Here is a 20768-nt window from a genome sequence, read left to right as displayed (position 1 = left end):
GGGATTCGTCGCCCTGCGCCGGACGGATTGGTCTGTCACTCGATCGAGTGTGAGTCTTTCCGGCCGATCAGGGACGGCACCTATGACGCATCACAGCCGAGAGGCGTCCGGAAGCTCCCGGAGACGGAGGGTTCCGGTCGGTGGCCGCCACTCGGGGGAGGGGCATGACAGGGCAGCGGCGACGCACGGCCGCGCCGGTCGCGGCAGCGGCGACGCCGGTGGCACCGCCGCTGATGAGCTTCCTGCTGATCGGCGGGATCGCGCCGTCAGCCCAGTCCGCGTGCCCGTTCGAACCGGGCCCGTGCCTCCGCCAGGTCGACGAGCGGATCCGGGTAGTCGATCGCGGCCCGGCGCGGCCCGGTCAGTTTCCACGGCTCATGGATCTCGCCGTCCGCCAGGTCCGCAAGCTCCGGCACCCAGCGGCGCACGTAGGCACCGCGCGGATCGAACCGCTTGCCCTGGATCACCGGGTTCAGGACCCGGTTGGGACGGGTGTCGGTGCCGGTACCCGCCATCCACTGCCAGTTGAGCTGATTGTTCGCCAGGTCGCCGTCGACCAGCAGGTCCAGGAAGTGCCGGGCGCCCACCCGCCAGTCCGCGTACAGCGTCTTGGTGAGGAAGCAGGCCACGAGCATCCGGCCCCGGTTGTGCATCCAGCCCTCGTGGGCCAGCTGCCGCATCGACGCGTCGACCAGTGGATAGCCTGTGCGCCCCGCGCGCCAGGCCTCGACCTCGTCCTCGTCGGACCGCCAGCGGTCGTGCCGCGTGCGGTAGTCCTCCCAGGCGGCGTCCGGCCGTGCGGCGAGTACCTGGTGATGGAAGTCCCGCCACGCCAGCTGCCGTACAAACGCGTCGGCGCCCGGTCCGCCCCGCTGCCTCGCCCGGTTGATCACTTCGGCCGCCGAGAGACAGCCGAAGTGGAGGTACGGAGAGAGCCTGGAGGTCGCGTCACCGGCCAGATCGTCGTGACCGCTCTCGTAGTCGGCCAGGGGGCCGTGCAGCCAGGACGACAGCAGCCGGCGTCCGGCCGACTCGCCACCCCCGGCGAGCCCGGGGGAGACCCCGGCCACCTCCGCCCGTTCCGGCAACGGCCCGGACTCCACGCCGTCCGGCAGCCGCACCGCGCGTGGCGCGGTCAGTGTTCCCCGTACTCCCGCCGCCTCCCAACGGCGCAAGTACGGGGTGAACACCGCGAAGTGATCACGGCCTGCCGGGACGATCCGGCCCGGGGCGAGCGCGGTGACCACTGCGTCGTGGACGTGCAGGGTGCAGCCGACGGCTGCCAGAGCCGTATGCAGTCGCGCCTCGCGACGCATCGCGTACCCGCTCACCCCGCCAGCGATGTGCAGACTCCGCGCACCGGTCTCCGCAGCCACGGCACGGGCGGCGGCCACCACGTCGGCGTCCCGGACGACGAGCCGTCCGCCGCGGCGGCGCAGCCCCGCGTCGAGGTCGGCGAGGCAGTCCGCGAGGAACGCCAGCCGGTTCGGCGCGTCGAAGCCGGCCCGGTGGATGCCTGTGTCGCGCACGAACAGCGGAACGACGGCATCCGCGTCCCGTACAGCGGCCCGCAGCACCGGGTTGTCGTGCACCCGCAGGTCGGAGGTGAACAGTGCCACGGAGACTGTCATGGAGGTGTGCCCTTCTCGGTGTCGGTCATGCCGCCCCCGCGCAACGGGTTGTCACGGCTCTGCCCGGCGAACGCGGTCCGCCGGACGAGTCCGCCCGGCGGACCGGCCCCGGTCATGCCGCCGGAAAGTTCATCAGCGCCAGCGGCGCGGACGTCGGCTGCGCGGAGCCACCGGCCGGTTCCACCGTGATTCCTATGCCCGACGCACCGTCGACCGGGCCGTCCAGCAGGACGGCGTCGCTCGCGGCCGGGGTGTTCATCAGCCCGGCGGAACGCATGGTGCCGCGGTCGTCGAACCACAGCTGATACACCTTGCCGCTGGGCGGCTGCCGCATTCCCGAGGCCATGAACACGGCCCGGTTCTCACTCTGCGAGACCACGACCGTTCCCTTCGCGCCGCCCTTCATCGTGCCGGAGGAGGCCTTGGCGTCCGGAGCGGCGAGGACCTGTGCCAGCTGCTCGTTCTGCTGCTGTGCCGCCCGCGCCTCCTGCCGGGCGTCCTGGGCCGCCCGGTGCTGCCAGGCGGCGATCCCGCCGAATCCGACGGCGGCGGCGAGACAGGCGGCGAGCGCGTACCTCGGCCGCCGGCCGCCCTGCCCCGTACCACCGGCGCCACGCCCCGTAGTGCTGTCGCCCCGGTCCGCCGCGCCGCCCGAGCGGTCCCGGCCGATGCCCGACGGCGACTCCTGCCGTACGGTCGTGATCTCCCGCAGCACCCTGTCCCGCAGCCCGCGCGGTGGGGTGTCGGCCACTGCGAGGCCGAGTCGGGCGGCGGTCTCGGACAGCTCGCGCACCTCGACGGCGCAGGCCTCGCAGTCGCGGAGATGCCGTTCGAAGGCCACCCGCTCGGTGTCCGGCAGCGCGTGCAGGGCGTATGCCCCGGTCAGTGTGTGCAGTTCGGCGTTGCTCATGCGCTCACCCCGAGGCAGTCGCGCAGCCGGATCAGCCCGTCGCGCAGTCGTGTCTTGATCGTCCCGAGCGGTACGGAGAGCAGCTCCGACACCTCGCGGTAGGTCAGCCCCCGGTAGTAGGCGAGGGTCACGGACTGCCGTTGCAGCTCGGAGAGCGTCCGCACGCAGCGGCGGACCTGTTCGCGCTCCAGCCGGCTCTCCACCTGCTCGGTGACCTGGTCGAAGGCGGGCGTACGGTCCAGCAGCGCCGCCCGGTGCTCACGGGCCGCCGATGCCTCGGCCGAGCGCACCCGGTCCACGGCCCGGCGGTGAGCAAGCGTCAGCACCCAGTTCATCGCGCTGCCGCGGGAGGCCCGGAAGCGAGGGGCCGTCCGCCACACCTCGACCAGGACTTCCTGCGCGACCTCCTCCGACTGGGCGGGATCGCGCAGCACGCTCCGTACCAGCCCGAGGACGGGCCCGCTGACCGCGTCGTACACCTTGGCGAACGCATCCTGGTCGCCCCGGGCGACCAGCCCCAGCAGCTCCTGGAGATCGGGCCCCGCCGAGGGCGCTCCGCTGATGTACACGGCTTCTTTCACGCGGGCTTCCTCCCTGATCGCACATCGGTTCTCCGAGTGATCCGGAGCCGACGGCAGCACGGATTGGTCAGTGCGCGAGATCCTTCCACGCATCCCGAAATTCGCGATACATCGCGGTTGAAGCGTCCGGGTGAACGCGATATGTTCGCTCACGAGTATTCGAAGGCGGAGTGGTGGTGGGGCGGGTGACCGAGCGGCGCAGGCTCGGCAATCCACTGGCGCTGACGGTCATGGTGCTGCTCGCCGAGCGTTCCATGTATCCGTACGAGATCGCCCAGACGCTTCGCCGGCGCGGCAAGGAACACAGCGTCAAGATCAATTTCGGCTCGCTGTACACCGTCGTCCAGAACCTGGAGAAGCACGGTTACGTCGAGGTCGCGGGCGTCCAGCGGCAGGGCAACCGCCCCGAGCGCACGCTCTACGGCATCACCGGGGCCGGGCGTGCGGAAATGCTCGACTGGCTCTCCGATCTGCTCGCCGTTCCGGCCGTCGAGTACCCGGTTTTCGAGACAGCCCTCTCGCTTCTGCCGGTGCTGCCGCCGGAGGATGTGGCGGAGCTGATGGAGACCCGGGAGGCGGCGCTGGCGGTCCAGGCCGCGGCTCTCCGGGGGGTCCTCGGTCAGTTGGGGGAGAAGCTGCCCCGCGTCTTCGTCGTCGAGACCGAGTATCAGCTCCACATGATCGACGCACAGCTGGAGTGGATCAAGAACTTCCACAAGGAAATCACCGACGCCTCGATCAGCGGCATCGAGGAGTGGAAGTCCTTCCATGAAACCGGTGAAGTCCCGCAGGAATGGCAGGACTTGGACCAACAGGAGATCGTTCTCGACCCTGAGCGGAAGGCGTAGCAGGAGCGACGCCACAGAAAAAAAGACCCCGGCGGGAGCTGTTGGAGCAGCAATCGCCGGGGTCTCGAACCCCGGCCCCCCGACCGGTGAACGCGGCACGCTCAACCGCTTCCTGACGACGCCGGTCAGCAGCAACGCGCTGATGAACGCCGACGTCGTGCAGAACGGCACCAGCACCGCCGTGCAGTCCGTCATCATCGTGCTGCTCGGCTGGGCCGCCGGCGCCACCTACCCCGGCGGTGCGGGCGGGCTGCTGATCCTGGTCGTCGCCTCGATCCTGCTCGGCACGGTCTTCGGCGCTCTCTCCAACGCGCTCGGCATGCTGGTCCGTCAGCGCGAGTCGATCACCGGCATCAACACTTTCCTGCTGCTGCCGCTGACCTTCCTCTCCTCCTCCTTCATGGCCCCGAGCCGGATGCCGTCCTGGACGCGGCACGTCGCGGACTTCAACCCGGTCAACTGGGCGATGGCGGCCGGCCGTTCGGCGCCGACCGCCGACCGCCGACCCCGACCGGAGTCCGGTGCTCAGCCGCGGGGGAGCACTGCTGGTCCTTGCGGTGGTGGCGGTCCGGCTGTCGACCCGCATACTCCGCTCGTACCGGAAGTCCGTCTGACGGGCGCCCTCACCGCAGCGACGCGTGACCGGCCCGGTCCGGGATTCCGTTCCCGGGCCGGGTCTTCGGCCGCAGGACAGCCCGTAGCACGAGAAAGACCAGCAGCCCGAAGGGCGACAGCAGAATCGTCAGCACCAGCAGTGGCCCCATCACCAGCGGAGAGATCCCCAGTCGGCGTCCTTCCAGGAACATCCACTGGCCCAGCAGCAGATCCCAGGCGATGACCTGCGCCCAGACCGCCCCCGCCCCGTTCGCCAGGGCCGTCAGGTCACGGAAGGTGTCGATGTCGGGACTGCGCACCGCGTCCCAGAGCTCGGGGAAGACCGGTACGGCCATGACCAGATAGAGCGCAAGCACCGGCAGGACGGTGAGCGGGGATGCGACGATGCGCGCCGTGGGACGCCAGTTCGGCGCGAGGATCATGAGCAGCCAGAACGGGGCTGTCAGGAAGAACGAGATCTCGAAGAGCGCACCGGTCATGCCACGAGCTCCTTGTCGGCGGAATCGGAGAAGGAATCTGAATCGGCCTTCTTCGGTACGGGAGTTGACCTCAGCGCCCCATAACCGCAGCCGGCGGTCGCCGCCGTGATCAGGGCCGCGGCGATGAGCGTCGCACCGTCCGGATGGGTCAGCGGCTGACCGCGCAGCGCCTGCCAGGTGACCAGCGCGACGACTGCCGCGTACGCACCGGAGGCGACCAGCACCAGCCGCAGTCGGACCCGCGGTTCACTCAGCCGGGGGAAGCGCGGGGCCAGGGCGATCAGCGCGAGCAGGAAGAGCGGCAGCAGCTGGAGCGCGTGCATGCCGACGAAGTGCGGTATGCGCAGATCCCCGCCGGTTGTCGACCAGCCGGTGAGGGGCATCGACGGGCCGCCGTCCGGTACGCCGACGGAATGCGCGCCGATCACATCGGCGGTGTCGAGATTTCCGGCCGCCCGCTGCTCGGGCGTGGGCTGCGTCATCAGGAAGCCGAATCCGGCACCCGCCAGGGCGAGCAGCACGCCCGAGCGTATCGCCCAGGCGGCGGCGCGGTCGGCCATACGGGCGCGCAACAGCAGGACGGCTATGACCAGTGTGCCGGTCCAGAGCACGACGACGGTGACGGCCATCGCGTTGAACAGCGTCTCGTCGAACGGGGTGGCGTGGTTGAAGTGGCTGCGCTTCCCGCGGATCACCTGGCCGGTGATGATCGCCATCTCGCCCAGGCTGGACAGGGCGACCACGGTTCCGGCCCACCAGCCGACGCGCCGGCCGCGAGTGACCAGCGTCAGCATCCAGGCCAGTGCGAGTGCGTACACGACGAACGAGACCGCGAACTTGAACGGCTTGAACCATATGGCCGAGCCCGCCAGGACCCGGTCGTCGACCAGCAGTCCCACGGCCGAAACGACCGCCATGACGGCCATCGCGGTCGCGAAGAGGACCAACGGCCGGTGCCATGAACGCCATGAAGGCATGAGGACCCCCTGCAATTATGGATAGTGGCACTTCCCGCTATCCGATAGTGGAACTATCTATGATGGGTCGGGGGTTGGCAAGCGCGGAAGGAAGAACACGCGGTGCGCATCGGCGAGTTGAGTCGCAGGTCCGGGGTTCCGGTACCGACGATCAAGTTCTATGTACGTGAAGGGCTGTTGCCCGCCGGGCAGTTGACCAGCCCGAACCAGGCGAGTTACGACTCCGGCCATGAGCGCAGGCTGCGGCTGATCCGCGCCCTGCTGGATATCGGCGGGCTCTCGCTCGCGGCCATCGGCGATGTGCTCCGGGCGGTCGAGGATCCGGAGCAGCCGGTGCACAAGGTGCTGGGTGTCGCGGCGAAGCGACTCACCCCGCTCCAGGGGGGCGAGCCGGGCCCCGAGCTGGATGACGCCCGCGAAGAGGTGGCGGAGCTGGTGGAGCGACGCGGCTGGCGGGCCGAGGCGCACGGTCCGGCCGGCGAGTGCCTGGCCGGGGTGATCGTCGCGCTGCGGCGGGCCGGGCACGGCGGGTTCGTCGAGCTGCTCGACGACTACGCGGCCGCCGCCGAACCGGTCGCGCGGGCCGACCTCGACTATGTGGGGCGGCGGGTGGCGCGCGAGGATCTGGTGGAGGGCGTGGTCGTCGGCACGGTATTGGGGGAGGCGATGTTCAGCGCACTGCGACGGCTCGCGCACGTGGACGCGTCCTCGCGCGCGTACGACGGCGAAGGCGAGGGGGGTCCGGGCGGCGGCGACGGGGCGGCGGTGCATGCCGCCGGTGGATGAACCGGCGCCCCGGGAACACGTACGCCCCGGTCGGGGACCGGGGCGTACACGAGTGAGCCGGTGTTACGCCGCGCTCTCCTGCTCGCGCTCCACCTGTGCGTTCCACTCGCGCTTGACCGAGCGCCAGGCGTCGTCGTTCTGGCCGAGCCGCCAGTAGCCGGAGATGGACAGTTGGGAGAGCGGGATCTCGCGGTCCAGGCGCAGATGGCGGCGGATCTCCTTCACGAAGCCCGCCTCGCCGTGGATGAATGCCTGGACCTCGCCCGCCGGGAACTCCAGCTCCTTGACCGCGGCTGTCAGCGCCTCGCCGACCGGGCGCTCACCGCGGTGCAGCCAGGTCACCTCGACCCCGTCGGGCGTCACGATCTTCTGCTCCTCCGAGGCGTCCGCCACCTCGACGAACGCATGCACCACCGCACCCGCCGGCATCTGCTCCAGGGCGGCGGCGATGGCCGGCAGAGCGCTCTCGTCGCCGGCCAGGAGGTGCCAGTCCGCCGAGGCGTTTGGGCCGTAGCCCCCGCCGGGGCCGAGGAAGGTCACCTGGTCACCCGCGACCGCCCGCATCGCCCAGGGTCCGGCGAGGCCCTCGTCGCCGTGGACCACGAAGTCGATGGCCAGCTCACGGGTGACCGGATCCCAGGAGCGCACCGTGTAGGTGCGGGTGGTGGGCCACAGCTCCCGCGGCTGCTCCTCACGGATACTGGCCATGTCGAACGGGTGTGCGTAGCCCGCACCCTCGGGGGCGAAGCAGAGCTTGATGTAGTGGTCGGTGAACCCGGAGAGTCCGAAGCCGGCGAGGCCGTCACCGCCGAGCACCACGCGCACCATGTGAGGGGTGATCTGCTCGGTGCGCACAACGTGGGCCCCCTGCGCCTTGGGTGCCTGCCGTGCCGGTCGCTCTGCCACGAGATTCTCCCTGCTCCGAGTGCTTAGGCTTACCTAAGCTAGCATCTCAGTCGCGCAGTGTGGAGAGCACGCGTTGCAGGGCACCGCCCAGCCCCCACTGCTTCGCGAGGGCTTCGAGGGCGACGGGATCGCGTGGCTCGGTGGGAAGTGCGGGATCGAACTCGGGCAGGGGTACGTCACGGGCGACGCGGACCACCTTCGGTGCGACGGTCACATAGTCCCGGGCCTCGTCGAGGCGCTTGCGCTGCGAGGGCGTCAGCTTGGCGGCCGGATCGTCCACCGCGGCCATGATCCCGGCCAGATCGCCGAAGGCGTCCAGCAGTTTCGCCGCCGTCTTCTCGCCGATACCGGGAACGCCCGGCAGCCCGTCGCTCGGGTCGCCGCGCAGCAGGGCCAGATCGACATAGCCGGAGCCGTCCACCCCGTACTTCTCCCGCAGCCACGCCTCGTCCGTCAGCTGGAGCGAGCCGACCCCCTTCAGGGGATAGAGCACCCGCACCCCGCGGGCGTCGTCAACCAGCTGATAGAGATCCCGGTCGCCGGTGACGATGTCCACGGGGCCGGTGGCCAGACCGGTGAGCGTGCCGATCACATCGTCCGCCTCGTAGTCCGCGACGCCGACCCGGGCGATGCCGAGCGCATCCAGGACCTCCTCGATGACCGGCACCTGCGGGGCCAGTGTGTCGGGGGTCTCCTCCTCGTCGGGCAGCCCCTCGGCGGTCTCCACCGCGACGCGGTGCGCCTTGTACGTAGGGATCAGCTCCACCCGCCAGTGCGGCCGCCAGTCCGCGTCCATGCAGGCGACCAGGTCGTCCGGCCGGTGGTCCTGCACCAGGCGCCCGATGAAGTCGAGCAGCCCGCGCACGGCGTTGACCGGGGTCCCGTCCGGGGCGCGCACCGAATCGGGAACCCCGAAGTAGGCGCGGTAGTAGAGGGAAGCGGTGTCGAGGAGCATCAGGCGTCGCGTCACACCCCGATGATGCCGCACCCCACTGACACCGGCCGTCGCGGACATCGGGGCAAGGGGGCGGGCCCCCGGCGACGGCCGCTCATCGGTGACCTGGGTCACTCTTGTGTTTGGCTCGTGTAAGTGAGGGCAGGCGCGCAGCCGGAGCGGATCACGTAGCAGTTTCAACCAGTGCACGTGCCATGCGGACCGAATCCGCGCTGCTCCACGGTCTGCCGGAGGGGGTGGCAGACCGTTTTTCGGTTCAACCCGCGAGGTGTATGTGTCAAGGCTGCAAGCTGAGCACTTGTACAAAGTGTTCGGCAGACGACCCGATCAAGCCGTGCAGAAGCTCGAAAGCGGCGCCGACCGCGACGAGCTGCGCGCCGACGGAACGACCGCAGCGGTGATCGACGCCTCGTTCACCGTCGAACCGGGACAGATCTTCGTCGTGATGGGTCTGTCCGGGTCCGGAAAGTCCACGTTGCTGCGCATGCTCAACGGACTTCTGGAGCCCACAGCCGGACGCGTGCTGTTCGACGGCCAGGACCTGACCGCCCTGAGCCCCGCAGAACTGCGCCATGTCCGGTCCTCCAAGATCAGCATGGTGTTCCAGCACTTCGCGCTCTTCCCTCACCGGAGCGTGCTGGAGAACGCCGCGTACGGCCTCGAAGTGCAGGGTGTGCCGCGCGCCGAGCGCGAGAAGCGTGCCACCGAGGCGCTGGAGCTGACCGGCCTCGCCGGCTGGGAGAAGTCCTGGCCCGACGAGCTGTCCGGCGGTATGCAGCAGCGTGTCGGCCTGGCCCGCGCCCTGGCCACCGACGCCGACCTGCTGCTGATGGACGAGTCCTTCAGCGCGCTCGACCCGCTGATCCGCCGCGACATGCAGGACCAGCTGCTCGAACTGCAGAAGCGCCTGAAGAAGACCATCGTCTTCATCACCCACGACCTCAACGAGGCCATGCGCCTCGGCGACCGTATCGCCGTGATGCGCGACGGGAAGATCGTCCAGCTCGGCACCGCCGAGGACATCCTCGTCACCCCGGCCAACGACTACGTCGCCTCCTTCACCCAGGACGTCGACCGCACCCGGGTGCTGACCGCGGGCGCCATCATGGCCGAACCGCACACCGTCATGGGCACCAGTACGGACGACGGCGAGGAACTGCGTACCGCAGACGACGTCCTGCGGGCCGCCCCGGCCACCGTCACCGAGTCCACGCCGATCATCGAGCTCTTCACGCCCTGCTCGCAGAGCGGAGTCGCGGTCGCCGTGACCGATGCCGAGGGCAAGCTCGTCGGTGTCGTACCGCGCGCCCGGCTGCTCGCCGTCCTCGGTGAGCCGATGAGCCCCGTCGAGGTCCCGCAGGACGTTGCGACCACCGCGAAGAAGGTGGCCAATGTTTAGGCTTCCTCTCGGTGACTGGGTCGACTCCGCGGTCGACTGGCTGCAGACCCACCTGTCCTGGCTGTTCGACGCGATCAGCTCGATCGTCAACGGCATGTTCGACGGCATAGCCGCCGTGCTCTCCGCCCCCGCACCGCTGCTCTTCGCGGGCATCGTCGCCGTCGTCGCCTGGTGGCTGCGCGGTCTGCTCGCAGGTGTGCTCGCCTTCGTCGGCTTCGCCGTCATCGACTCCGTCGAGCTGTGGGACGAAGCGATGGACACCCTCACCCTGGTGCTCGTCGCCACCATCATCGCGCTGGTGCTGGCCGTACCGCTGGGCATCTGGGCGTCCCGCTCCAAGACCGTCAGCGCGGTGACCCGGCCCGTCCTGGACTTCATGCAGACCATGCCCGCCATGGTCTATCTGATCCCTGGCGTCATTTTCTTCGGCGTCGGCGTGGTCCCCGGCATCATCGCCACCATCATCTTCTCGCTGCCCCCGGGCGTCCGGATGACCGAGCTCGGCATCCGCCAGGTCGACGGCGAACTCGTCGAGGCGGCCGAAGCATTCGGCACCACCCGGCGCAACACCTTGCTGCGGGTGCAGTTGCCGCTCGCCCTGCCCACGATCATGGCGGGCATCAACCAGGTCATCATGCTGGGCCTGTCCATGGTGGTCATCGCCGGCATGGTCGGCGGCGGCGGCCTCGGCGGCGCCGTCTACCGCGCCATCGGCAACGTCGACGTGGGCCTCGGCTTCGAGGCCGGTATCTCCATCGTCATCGTGGCGATGTACCTGGACCGGATGACCAGTGCGCTCGGCCGCGAGGTCTCCCCGCTCGCCCGCCGCGCCCTCGCCAGGGCGCAGTCGATGGCCGGCGGACTGAAGGTCTGGAACCACCGCCCGCAGCCCGTCGTCGCGGTCGTCGGCATCGTCGTCCTCGCACTCGTCGCGGGCGGCATGGGCCTCTTCGGCTCGTCCGACTCGGACAAGGCCACCGCTGCAGGCGGCTCGAAAATCGGTGCGGGCAAGAAGATCAGCATGGGCTACATCCCGTGGGACGAGGGCATCGCCTCCACCTTCCTGTGGAAGGAGCTGCTGGAGCGTCAAGGCTTCCAGGTCGACGCCGAGCAGTACGAGGCCGGTGCGCTCTACACCGGTATGGCCAACGGCCAGATCGACTTCGAGACCGACTCATGGCTGCCGGTCACCCATGCCAGCTACTGGAAGAAGTACCAGGACCGCCTGGAGGACATGGGCTCCTGGTACGGCCCCACCTCGCTGGAGCTGGCCGTCCCCTCGTACATGAAGGACGTCAAGTCCCTCGCCGACCTCAAGGGCAAGTCCTCGCAGTTCAAGGGCCGGATCGTCGGCATCGAGCCGAGCGCCGGTGAGATGGGCCTGCTCAAGGACAAGATCCTGCCGGGCTACGGCCTGGACAAGGAGTACGAGGTCGTCGACGGCTCCACGCCGTCGATGCTGGCCGAGCTGAAGCGTGCGTACGCCAAGAAGGAACCGATCGTCGTCCCGCTCTGGTCGCCGCACTGGGCGTACAACCAGTTCGACCTGACCAAGCTCGAGGACCCCAAGAACCTCTGGGGCAAGGGCGACGGCATTCACACCCTGGCCCGCAAGGGCTTCTCCGCCGACAATCCCGAGGTCGGCACCTGGCTCAAGAACTTCAGGATGAGCGAGGACCAGCTCACCGGCCTCGAGGCGGAGATCCAGAAGGCCGGCTCCGGCAACGAGCAGGAGGCCGTCCGCACCTGGCTGAAGGCCAACCCGGGCGTCGCCGAGAAGTGGACCCCCGTCGCCGGGGCCAAGACGTCCAAGGACGCGGGCGGCAAGGACGAGCGCGACCGCGCCGTCGAGATGGCCTGGTTCCCCTGGGAGGAGGACATCGCCGCCACGTACCTGTGGAAGGCGGTCCTGGAGGAGCGCGGCTACAAGATCAACCTCAAGCAGTTCGAGGTCGGTCCGATGTACACCGCGATGTCCCGCGGCCAGATCGATGTGCAGTTCGACGGCTGGCTGCCGTACACCCAGAAGAACTACTGGAACAAGTACGGCTCCCGGCTGACCGACATCGGTTCGTGGTACGGCCCGACATCGATCGAGGTCGCGGTGCCCTCGTACGTGAAGGACGTCAAGTCCCTCGCCGACCTCAAGGGCAAGTCCTCGCAGTTCAAGGGCCGGATCGTCGGCATCGAGCCGGGCACCGCCACGATGGAGAACCTCAAGAAGAACGTGCTGCCGGCATATGGCCTGGACAAGGAGTACGAGGTCGTCGACTCCTCGACGCCCGGCATGCTTGCCGAGCTGAAGCGTGCGTACGCCAAGAAGGAACCCATCGCGGTGCTGCTCTGGACGCCGCACTGGGCGTACAACGAGTTCGGCATGACCAAGCTGAAGGACCCCGAGAAGGCCTTCGGCAACGGCGACCGGCTGCACACCATCGCCAGCAAGGACTTCCCGAAGCAGTACCCGCAGCTGACGAAGTGGTTCAAGAACTTCAAGCTGAGCGAGGACCAGCTCGCCGGCCTGGAGAACCAGATCCAGAAGCACGGTACCGGCCATGAGGAAGAGGCCGTGAAGGCCTGGATGGAGAAGAACCCGGGCATCGCGGACAAGATGGCTCCGCAGTAGGGCTCTTTTCAGGGCCCGTGCAGGGGAAGGGGTGGGCGCCGCCGTCGGCGGGCCCGCCCCTTCCTGCTGTCCGGAAGACGCTCATCAACCGGCCGACCTTGCGTAACCGTATGCGTAATGTGCTGGCAGCCGGAAGGATGACGAGTCGGGAGGGAGCCGGACATGGACGACAAGGAAGCACTCCGCGTGGGAGCCGCGGTCCGCCGACGGCGCAGATCCGGGGCTCACACTGGCCGCGGTCGCGACCCGCAGTGGTCTGTCCGTGCCGTTCCTCAGCCAGATCGAGAACGAGCGGGCCCGGCCCAGCGCCCGGTCCCTGGACCGGGTCGCCGAAGCCCTGGAGACCACCACGGCGCGGCTGCGCGCCGCCGCGGACTCGGCGCGCGCCGTCGATGTCGTACGGGCGGGCGAGGGAGACGGGGTACGCAGGGTGGTGCGCGGACGCCATCAGCTCAGCGCCCTGGAGTTCACCGGTGAACTCGACCTCGGGCGCGAGTTCCAGCACCGCAACGACGAAGTGATGTACGTGGTGCGGGGCGCCGCGGAGGTGGAGGCCGAGGGGCAGGCGCACCGGCTGGAGCAGGGCGACACACTTTTTCTGTCCGGCGGAGTGCGGCACCGCTGGCGGGCCACGATGCCCGGTACGCGGCTGCTGGTCGTCGCGGTCGCCGAGCACATCGACGCCACCTTCGACCCGCGTCGCTGAGAGGGGTTCCCCACCGTGCGAGTCGTCTCCCTGGTCCCCTCGCTCACCGAGGCCGTCGCCGTCACCGCCCCCGGCCTGCTGGTCGGCGTCACCGACTGGTGCACCCACCCGGCCGGTCTGACCGCCGCCCGGATCGGCGGCACCAAGAATCCCGACGTGGCCGCGGTCGTCGCGCTCCGGCCCGATCTCGTCGTCGCCAACCAGGAGGAGAACCGCGAACCCGACCTCGCGGCCCTCAGGGCCGCCGGGATCGAGGTGCTCGTCACCGATGTCCGGACCCTCGACCAGGCCTTCGAGGAACTGGAACGGGTCCTGGTCACCGCCTGCGGACAGGCCAGGCCACGCTGGCTGGACGAGGCCGAGGCCGCCTGGGCCGCGCTCCCGCCGCCCCGCGCCCCGCGCCGTGCGGTCGTGCCCGTCTGGCGCAGGCCCTGGATGGTGCTGGGCCGCGACACCTTCGCCGGAGATCTGCTGGCCAGGCTGGGCGTCGAGAACGTCTACGCGGACCACGCCGAGCGCTATCCCCGCATCCCGCTCGACGCGCTCAACACGGCAGGCGCCGACCTGGTCGTGCTGCCCGACGAGCCGTACCGTTTCACCGCGGACGACGGGCCCGAAGCGTTCCCCGCACTGCCCGCCGCACTCGTCGACGGGCGGTTCCTCACGTGGTACGGGCCGTCACTGGCGCAGGCGCCTGCGGCGCTGCGAGCAGCACTCCGCTGAGCAGCCCGCGCAGCGTCCGCACCCCGGCCACCGCCCATGCCGTCACCAGCAGTACGTACAGCGCGACGGCCAGCCAGGTGTACGCCGTGAGACCGGTGTGCCGGGCCAGACCCGCGGCGCCCGTGACACACGTACCGACCGGGAAGGTGAAGCCCCACCACGTCATGCTGAAGGTCATTCCGTTCCGCACGGCGCGCACCACCAGCGCGAGGGCCAGAGCCAGCCACATCAGCGCGAAGCCCATCACCGGCACCCCGTACAGCACGGCGAAAGCCTCGAACCCCGAGGCATACGGCTCCCCGATCGCGCCCGGCGCCACATCGGCGAGCTGATTGACCGCGGTCGTCGACTGGCCCAGCGGGCCGAGGACAAGGAACAGCGTGGGCGTCAGCGCGAGCGGCAGCGGGCCCCGGTGGACGAGCCGGGCGAAGATCAGCGGCAGCATCACCAACGTGGCCAGCAGACTCAGACCGAACATCGCGTAGCAGGCCAGCAGCATCGCCTCCTGCCACTGACCGGCGGGCAGCTCCGGCACCAGCAGCGGACCGAGCGCCGCGGAGACCATCGGGGCCACCACCGGCAGCAGCCACACCGGCGACGCGGTGCCTGGCTCCACCCGGTGACGCACGACCATCAGATACGGAATCGCGACTGCGGCGGCCAGCCCGATCAGCGTGCCGGCCGTGTACAGCACGACATCCAGGGCCAGGGCCGCCTGGTGCCCGATGACGTCCCGGCCGACCACCATCGACGAGCCCCCGACCGCCAGCAGTGCCATCGAGAGACAGCCGTAGAACGGTGCGACGGCGGGGTCCATCAGGTGGGTGCGGGCCTGGTCGCGATGGGCGATCCAGTGCCCGGTACGGGCTGTGAGAACCGCGGCGAGCATGACCGTCGCGAGCGCCCACACCACCGTGCAGGCCCCCCGCAGTCCCGGGACGTGCACGGGCAGCGCGACACCCGCGCTCGCGACGATCGCGGTGCCCATGACGGTGGCGTACCAGTTGGGGCCGATGTGCCGCAGATGGGGCAGCCGGAGGGCGGCCGAATACGGGGCTGGGGACTGCTGCGTCTGCGGAAAGATGGACATGCCACGATTTTCGTGGCGCGGGCTGGTCCCCACCAGGGACTCCATGTCTATGAGGTCATAAGGTGGCTTTATGACCGGTGAAGAACATGTTCCCCTCTCCCACCGGGTCCCCGACCTCGGTGCGCTGGAGCTGCTGCTCGCCGTCGCCCGGCACGGCAGTCTGGGGCGCGCGGCACAGGACGTCGGCGTCAGCCAGCCCGCGGCCAGCAGTCGCATCCGGTCGATGGAACGGCAGCTCGGCCTGGCCCTGCTGGACCGCTCGCCGCGCGGCTCCCGGCTCACCGACGCGGGCGCGCTGGTCACCGACTGGGCGCGCAGGATCGTCGAGGCGGCCGAGGCGTTCGACGCGGGCGCGCAGGCGCTGCGCGACCGGCGGGACTCCCGACTGCGGGTGGCCGCTTCCATGACCATCGCCGAATACCTGCTGCCGGGCTGGCTGATAGCGCTGCGTGCCGAACGGCCGGACACCGCGGTCTCGCTGCTCGCCGGAAACTCGGCGGCGGTCGCGGGGCGGCTGCTCGTCGGCGAGGCCGACCTCGGATTCGTGGAGGGCCTGTCCGTGCCGGAAGGGCTCGACGGCACAGTCATCGCCCATGACCGCCTGGTTGTCGTGGTCGCCCCGTCCCATGTGTGGGCCCGCCGCCGTACGCCCCTGACCCCGCAGGAACTGGCCGCGACCCCGCTGATCCTGCGCGAGTACGGCTCCGGCACCCGCCAGGTACTGGACGCGGCCCTCGCCGTGCACGGCGGCCTCGCCCAGCCACTGCTCGAACTCTCCTCGACGACCGCGGTGAAGGCGGCGGCGGAGAGCGGGGCGGGACCGTGCGTGCTGAGCGAACTGGCGCTGGGCGAGGAGCTGTCCTCCAGGCGCCTGGTCAAGATACCGATCGCCGGGGTGCGGCTGAGGCGCCAGCTGCGCGCGGTATGGCCCTCGGGCCACCGTCCGACGGGTCCGGCGCGCGATCTGCTGTCGCTGACGGGACGGGACACGTAGCGGGGAATCTCGTGTACGCCCGCGCGCCGGTTCGTCCTGCTGACGCCTCTTTCGGGGCCGCGGCTCCCGAGGCCGCCGGCACCCGCTAGGGCCGCAAGCGCTCGCGGGCCCCCGTGGTCCGCGGCGGCGCGAGGTCCTCGGACGGCGTACGGGCCGGGATCGGCCGGGCCGTCGCTGCCGCCACCAGTGCCTGCATCAGCCGTGGGTCGTCGCCCATCTCCGGATGCCACTGCACGCCGAGCACCCACTGCGGCCTGGGCAGTTCGATCGCCTCGACCGTGCCGTCCGCCGCGTGCGCCGAAGCCACGAGTCCCGGTGCGAGCCGTTGCACGCACTGGTGGTGGTAGGTGGGGACGGCTGACTCCCCCGGCGCGATCGATGCGCAGAGCGTTCCCGGTACGGTCTTCACCGGGTGTGCGCCGAGGACTCCGGTCGCGCCCAGCGGGCCGGTGTGCCCGTCGAGGTGCTGGGTCAGGGTGCCGCCGAGCGCCACATTGAGCAGCTGCATACCGCGGCAGACGCCGAGGAGCGGCGTACCGGACTCCAGCGCGGCCCTGATCAGGGCCAGCTCCCAGGCGTCGCGCTCATGTGCGGGGGGACCGGTCCTGAAGTCGCGCTCCGCGCCGTACAGCCCGGGTTCCACATCGGCGCCGCCCGCGATGACGAGGCCGTCCAGCCGGGCCACCGCGGCCCCGGCCCGGGCGGGGGCGTCCGGCGGGAGCAGGGCGGCCAGGCCGCCGGACTGCTGGACCATCCGCGGGTAGGCGGCCGGGAGGAGGGTGGCGGGCAGCTCCCAGACGCCCCAGCGGGCCGCGGGCTCCAGATAGGTGGAGACGCCGATGAGAGGTTCGGACACGGGGCGGTCCCTCCGGTCGGCCGCCTGTGCGGGCGGGCTCGGTTCCATGGTTTCAATGGTGGCAGAGGATACCTTTGCGTTTCCGGAGGCTGTCACCGAAGCGGAACCGGTAGCACCTCTTTCAGGCCAGGAATCCGCGCAGCAACGCGGCCGTACCCGCACAGTGCTCGCGCATCACCGCACGCGCGGCCTCCGCGTCCCCGTCGAGAACCGCCTCGACGAGACTTGTGTGCTGATGCTGCGAATGCTCCAGGTTCCGCACGAGCAGCGGTATGCAGTCCAGCAGATCGTTCACGGTGGCCCGGACGGCCGCGTACTGCGCCGTCAGGGATGCGGAGCCCGAGAGTTCCGCCAGGGTCAGGTGGAACAGGGTGTCGCGCCTGCGGTAGTCGGGCAGAGGTGCTTCGTGAGTCGCCGCCAGAGCCGTCCGCAGCCGGTCCGCCCCCTCGTCCGTCAGCCCCTGCACGGCGCACAGCCCGGCCGCCCCGGCCTCCAGTACCTCGCGGAAGCGCAGCACGTCCTCGATGTCGACCGACTCCACCCTCCGGCGCAGCTCGTCCTCGCCGGGACTGTCGGTGCGGGGCAGCACGAACGTGCCGCCGTACCGCCCGCGCCTGCTCTCCACCAGGCCCTGGTCCTGCAGGACCTTCAGCACCTCGCGCAGCGTGACCCGGCTGATCCCCAGGAGCTCGGCCAGCTCGCGCTCGGCCGGCAGCCGCCCGCCGCCGGGCACCAGCCCGAGCCTGACCACCTGGAGGATCTGCTCCAGCGCCTCCTCGAAGCCGTTCCCCGCCCGGACGGGCCGCAGTACGGGCATCAGGCGGTCGGTGAACTCGCTTTCCTCGGCCACGTCCCGCATTCCCTTCACAATTAATGGTTCTCTCGCATACCTTAAGCCTTCCGGCTGGCCGAAGGAGGAGTATCCCGTGGCAGACCGAACACCACCGCTGGGGATCGAGGAACTGCGCGTCCTCGTCAGAAGCGGTGAGATCGACACCGTCGTGCTCGCCTTCCCCGACATGCAGGGACGGCTGCAGGGCAAACGGTTCGCCGCCCGCTTCTTCCTCGACGAGGTCGTGGAGCACGGCTCCGAGGGATGCAACTATCTGCTCGCCGTCGACACCGACATGAACACCGTCGACGGATTCGAGATGTCCTCCTGGGACCGCGGCTACGGCGACTTCGCCATGCACGCCGACCTCTCCACCCTGCGCCTGGTGCCCTGGAACGAGGGCACGGCCATGGTCATGGCCGACCTCACCCAGGAGGACGGATCGCCCGTCGCCGCCGCACCCCGCCGGATCCTGAGCCGCCAGCTGGAAAGGCTGGCCGAGCACGGCTACACGGCCCATGTCGGCACCGAGCTCGAATTCATCGTCTTCAAGGACACCTACGAGCAGGCCTGGGACCGCAACTACCGCGATCTGACCCCGGCCAACCAGTACAACGTCGACTACTCCGTACTCGGCACCGGCCGCGTCGAGCCGCTGCTGCGCCGTATCCGCAACGAAATGGCGGCCGCGGGTCTCACCGTCGAGTCCGCCAAGGGCGAGTGCAACCCCGGCCAGCACGAGATCGTGTTCCGTTACGACGAGGCCCTGGTCACCTGCGACCAGCACGCCGTCTACAAGACCGGCGCCAAGGAGATCGCCGCCCAGGAGGGCGTCGCACTCACCTTCATGGCCAAGTTCAACGAGCGCGAGGGCAACTCCTGCCACATCCATCTCTCGCTCCGGTCCGCCGACGAGGCCGGGCGCAGCGTCATGGCGGGCGAGGGCGGCGGCATGTCCCCGGTGATGCGGCACTTCCTCGCCGGGCAGCTGGCCGCCCTGCGCGACTTCTCCCTCCTCTACGCACCGAACATCAACTCCTACAAACGCTTCCAGCCGGGCTCCTTCGCGCCGACCGCCGTCGCCTGGGGCCACGACAACCGCACCTGCTCGCTCCGCGTCGTCGGCCACGGCCGCTCGATGCGCTTCGAGAACCGGCTGCCCGGCGGTGACGTCAACCCGTACCTCGCCGTCGCCGGACTGGTCGCGGCGGGCATCCACGGCATCGAGAAGGGCCTCGAACTCCCCCAGCCCTGCGGAAGCAACGCCTACGCCGCCGACTACGACCACGTCCCCACCACACTGCGCGAAGCCGCCGAACTCTGGGAGAGGAGCGAGATCGCCAGGGCGGCCTTCGGTGACGACGTCGTCGCGCACTACCGCAACATGGCCCGCGTCGAACTCGAAGCCTTCGACGCCGCAGTGACCGACTGGGAGCTCCGCCGCTCCTTCGAACGCCTGTGAGGCACCCCGTGACCACGCCCGACCACCCGGTGGAACACCACGTACTCAACCCGGCGACCGAAGAACTCCTCGCCACCGTCCCGTCCACCACCGCCGCCGAGGTCGACGCGGCGGTCGTCCGGGCCGCAGCCGCCCAGCGAACCTGGGCCGCCCTCGCCCCCGCCGACCGCGCCAGGCTGCTGCGCCGCTTCGCCACCGCCGTCGACGGCGAAGCCGAACAGCTGGCCCGCCTGGAGGTCCAGGAGGCCGGCCACACCCTCGGCAACGCCCGCTGGGAAGCGGCCAACGTCCGCGATCTGCTCGACTACGCCGCCGGGGGAGTGGAACGACTCGCCGGCCGGCAGATCCCGGTCCCCGGCGGACTCGACATCACCCTCCTCGAACCCCTCGGCGTCATCGGCGTGATCGCACCGTGGAACTTCCCCATGCCGATCGCCGCCTGGGGCCTCGCCCCCGCCCTCGCCGCCGGCAACGCCGTACTCCTCAAGCCCGCCGAGACGACCCCCCTCACCGCCCTGCGGCTGGCCCGGCTCGCCCTGGACGCAGGGCTTCCCGACCACCTCCTCCAGGTGCTGCCGGGCGCGGGCGATGTGACCGGAAACGCCCTGGTCGAGCACCCTGGCGTCGCCAAGATCGTCTTCACCGGCTCCACCCGGGTCGGCAAGCAGATCATGGCCAAGTGCGCCGACCGTGTGAAGCGGCTCACCCTCGAACTCGGCGGCAAGAGCCCCAACATCGTCTTCGCCGACGCCGACATCGAGGCCGCCGCAGCCGCCGCACCCATGGCGTTCCTGGACAACGCCGGCCAGGACTGCTGCGCCCGCACCCGCATCCTGGTCCAGCGATCCGCGTACGACCGCTTCCTGGAACTGCTCGCCCCCGCAATCGAATCGGTCGTGGTGGGAGACCCGTTGGACGAGAACACCCGGATGGGCCCGTTGATCTCCCGGGCGCAACTGGAACGGGTGCGGAGTTACGTCCCCGAGGACGCGACCGCCCTCAGAGGCAAAGCACCCGAAGGGCCCGGGTTCTGGTTCCCACCGACCGTCCTCACCGACGCCCGCCCGGACTCACCCGTCGCCACCGAAGAGGTGTTCGGTCCGGTCGCCGTCGTTCTTCCCTTCGAGGACGAGGCCGACGCCGTCCGGCTCGCCAACGCGACGCAGTACGGCCTCGCCGGGTCGATCTGGACCCGCGACGTGGGCCGCGCACTGCGCGTCTCGCAGTCGGTCCGGGCCGGGAACCTCTCCGTCAACTCCCACTCCAGCGTCCGCTACTGGACCCCGTTCGGCGGCTACGAACAGTCCGGACTCGGCCGCGAACTAGGCCCCGACGCGCTTGCCGCATTCACCGAAACCAAGAACGTCTTCATCAGCACGGAGGCCTGAGCCA

General features: G+C 70.1%; 18 protein-coding genes and 2 pseudogenes. 10 read left to right on the top strand and 10 right to left on the bottom strand.

Annotated elements, in window-relative coordinates; all coding sequences use genetic code 11:
• Positions 1–266 precede the first annotated feature (266 nt).
• From IEZ15_RS10925 to IEZ15_RS10915, 3 genes are all read right to left on the bottom strand, one after another.
• Complete coding sequence (locus IEZ15_RS10925; protein WP_189276176.1) at positions 267–1631, bottom strand: cryptochrome/photolyase family protein; 1365 nt, start codon at positions 1629–1631, stop codon at positions 267–269.
• Positions 1632–1743: 112 nt separating this feature from the next.
• Positions 1744–2541 (bottom strand): anti-sigma factor, encoded by a 798-nt coding sequence (locus IEZ15_RS10920; protein ID WP_189276175.1) that lies wholly within the window; start codon positions 2539–2541, stop codon positions 1744–1746.
• Entirely contained in the window at positions 2538–3122 is a 585-nt protein-coding gene (locus IEZ15_RS10915; protein ID WP_189276173.1) for a sigma-70 family RNA polymerase sigma factor, read from the bottom strand. Before IEZ15_RS10915 ends, IEZ15_RS10920 begins: the two co-directional genes overlap by 4 nt.
• A gap of 185 nt (positions 3123–3307) precedes the next feature.
• Here IEZ15_RS10915 and IEZ15_RS10910 point away from each other — a divergent pair, with 185 nt between their 5' ends.
• Complete coding sequence (locus tag IEZ15_RS10910) at positions 3308–3970, top strand: PadR family transcriptional regulator (RefSeq protein WP_189276448.1); 663 nt, start codon at positions 3308–3310, stop codon at positions 3968–3970.
• A gap of 88 nt (positions 3971–4058) precedes the next feature.
• A pseudogene (locus IEZ15_RS10905) lies at positions 4059–4584 on the top strand (ABC transporter permease); the annotation flags it as partial.
• Positions 4585–4593: 9 nt separating this feature from the next.
• Here IEZ15_RS10905 and IEZ15_RS10900 read toward each other — a convergent pair.
• Together IEZ15_RS10900 and IEZ15_RS10895 are read right to left on the bottom strand one after the other, a co-directional pair.
• Positions 4594–5064, bottom strand: coding sequence for an ABA4-like family protein (locus IEZ15_RS10900; protein ID WP_189276171.1), 471 nt, complete (start codon positions 5062–5064; stop codon positions 4594–4596).
• Positions 5061–5990: a hypothetical protein gene (locus tag IEZ15_RS10895; RefSeq protein ID WP_189276446.1), complete on the bottom strand. Its 930-nt coding sequence runs from the start codon at positions 5988–5990 to the stop codon at positions 5061–5063. The genes IEZ15_RS10900 and IEZ15_RS10895 overlap by 4 nt, the downstream gene beginning before the upstream one ends.
• Before the next feature lie 153 nt (positions 5991–6143).
• Between IEZ15_RS10895 and IEZ15_RS10890 the strand changes: the two genes are divergently transcribed.
• Entirely contained in the window at positions 6144–6827 is a 684-nt protein-coding gene (locus tag IEZ15_RS10890; RefSeq protein WP_189276169.1) for a MerR family transcriptional regulator, read from the top strand.
• Between the two features lie 63 nt (positions 6828–6890).
• On the opposite strand, the gene IEZ15_RS10885 is transcribed toward IEZ15_RS10890, so the two are convergent.
• Positions 6891–7733, bottom strand: a complete 843-nt coding sequence (locus tag IEZ15_RS10885; RefSeq protein WP_189276167.1) for a siderophore-interacting protein — start codon at positions 7731–7733, stop codon at positions 6891–6893.
• A 46-nt stretch (positions 7734–7779) separates the two neighbouring features.
• Entirely contained in the window at positions 7780–8688 is a 909-nt protein-coding gene (locus IEZ15_RS10880) for a 5'-3' exonuclease (protein WP_189276444.1), read from the bottom strand.
• 334 nt (positions 8689–9022) lie between these two features.
• On the opposite strand from IEZ15_RS10880, the gene IEZ15_RS10875 reads away from it, so the two are divergent.
• The 4 genes and pseudogenes from IEZ15_RS10875 to IEZ15_RS10860 all read left to right on the top strand — a co-directional run bounded on the left by IEZ15_RS10875 (position 9023) and on the right by IEZ15_RS10860 (position 14142).
• Positions 9023–10087: a quaternary amine ABC transporter ATP-binding protein gene (locus IEZ15_RS10875; RefSeq protein WP_114243602.1), complete on the top strand. Its 1065-nt coding sequence runs from the start codon at positions 9023–9025 to the stop codon at positions 10085–10087.
• Entirely contained in the window at positions 10080–12713 is a 2634-nt protein-coding gene (locus IEZ15_RS10870; protein WP_189276163.1) for an ABC transporter permease/substrate binding protein, read from the top strand. Before IEZ15_RS10875 ends, IEZ15_RS10870 begins: the two co-directional genes overlap by 8 nt.
• Before the next feature lie 162 nt (positions 12714–12875).
• Positions 12876–13419: pseudogene (locus IEZ15_RS10865) on the top strand (helix-turn-helix domain-containing protein).
• Between the two features lie 15 nt (positions 13420–13434).
• Entirely contained in the window at positions 13435–14142 is a 708-nt protein-coding gene (locus IEZ15_RS10860; RefSeq protein ID WP_114243599.1) for a helical backbone metal receptor, read from the top strand.
• On the opposite strand, the gene IEZ15_RS10855 is transcribed toward IEZ15_RS10860, so the two are convergent.
• Entirely contained in the window at positions 14081–15232 is a 1152-nt protein-coding gene (locus tag IEZ15_RS10855; RefSeq protein ID WP_189276161.1) for a TDT family transporter, read from the bottom strand. The genes IEZ15_RS10860 and IEZ15_RS10855 overlap by 62 nt on opposite strands.
• A gap of 70 nt (positions 15233–15302) precedes the next feature.
• Between IEZ15_RS10855 and IEZ15_RS10850 the strand changes: the two genes are divergently transcribed.
• Positions 15303–16226, top strand: coding sequence for a LysR family transcriptional regulator (locus IEZ15_RS10850; RefSeq protein WP_189276159.1), 924 nt, complete (start codon positions 15303–15305; stop codon positions 16224–16226).
• Positions 16227–16311: 85 nt separating this feature from the next.
• On the opposite strand, the gene IEZ15_RS10845 is transcribed toward IEZ15_RS10850, so the two are convergent.
• Both IEZ15_RS10845 and IEZ15_RS10840 read right to left on the bottom strand, forming a co-directional pair.
• Complete coding sequence (locus IEZ15_RS10845) at positions 16312–17082, bottom strand: gamma-glutamyl-gamma-aminobutyrate hydrolase family protein (protein ID WP_229845829.1); 771 nt, start codon at positions 17080–17082, stop codon at positions 16312–16314.
• A 121-nt stretch (positions 17083–17203) separates the two neighbouring features.
• A complete protein-coding gene (locus tag IEZ15_RS10840; protein ID WP_189276155.1) occupies positions 17204–17941 on the bottom strand; it encodes a FadR/GntR family transcriptional regulator in 738 nt (245 codons plus the stop codon).
• A 67-nt stretch (positions 17942–18008) separates the two neighbouring features.
• Between IEZ15_RS10840 and IEZ15_RS10835 the strand changes: the two genes are divergently transcribed.
• Both IEZ15_RS10835 and IEZ15_RS10830 read left to right on the top strand, forming a co-directional pair.
• On the top strand, positions 18009–19376 hold the full coding sequence (locus tag IEZ15_RS10835; RefSeq protein WP_189276152.1) for a glutamine synthetase family protein: 1368 nt from the start codon (positions 18009–18011) through the stop codon (positions 19374–19376).
• Between the two features lie 8 nt (positions 19377–19384).
• Positions 19385–20764 carry an aldehyde dehydrogenase family protein gene (locus IEZ15_RS10830; protein ID WP_229845828.1) on the top strand — a complete coding sequence of 460 codons (1380 nt, stop codon included), beginning with the start codon at positions 19385–19387 and terminating at the stop codon, positions 20762–20764.
• Positions 20765–20768 lie beyond the last annotated feature (4 nt).

Origin of the sequence: Streptomyces atratus (genome assembly GCF_014648655.1) — a bacterium.
Lineage (GTDB): Bacteria > Actinomycetota > Actinomycetes > Streptomycetales > Streptomycetaceae > Streptomyces > Streptomyces atratus.
This window is presented reverse-complemented; position numbering and strand designations above follow the sequence as displayed.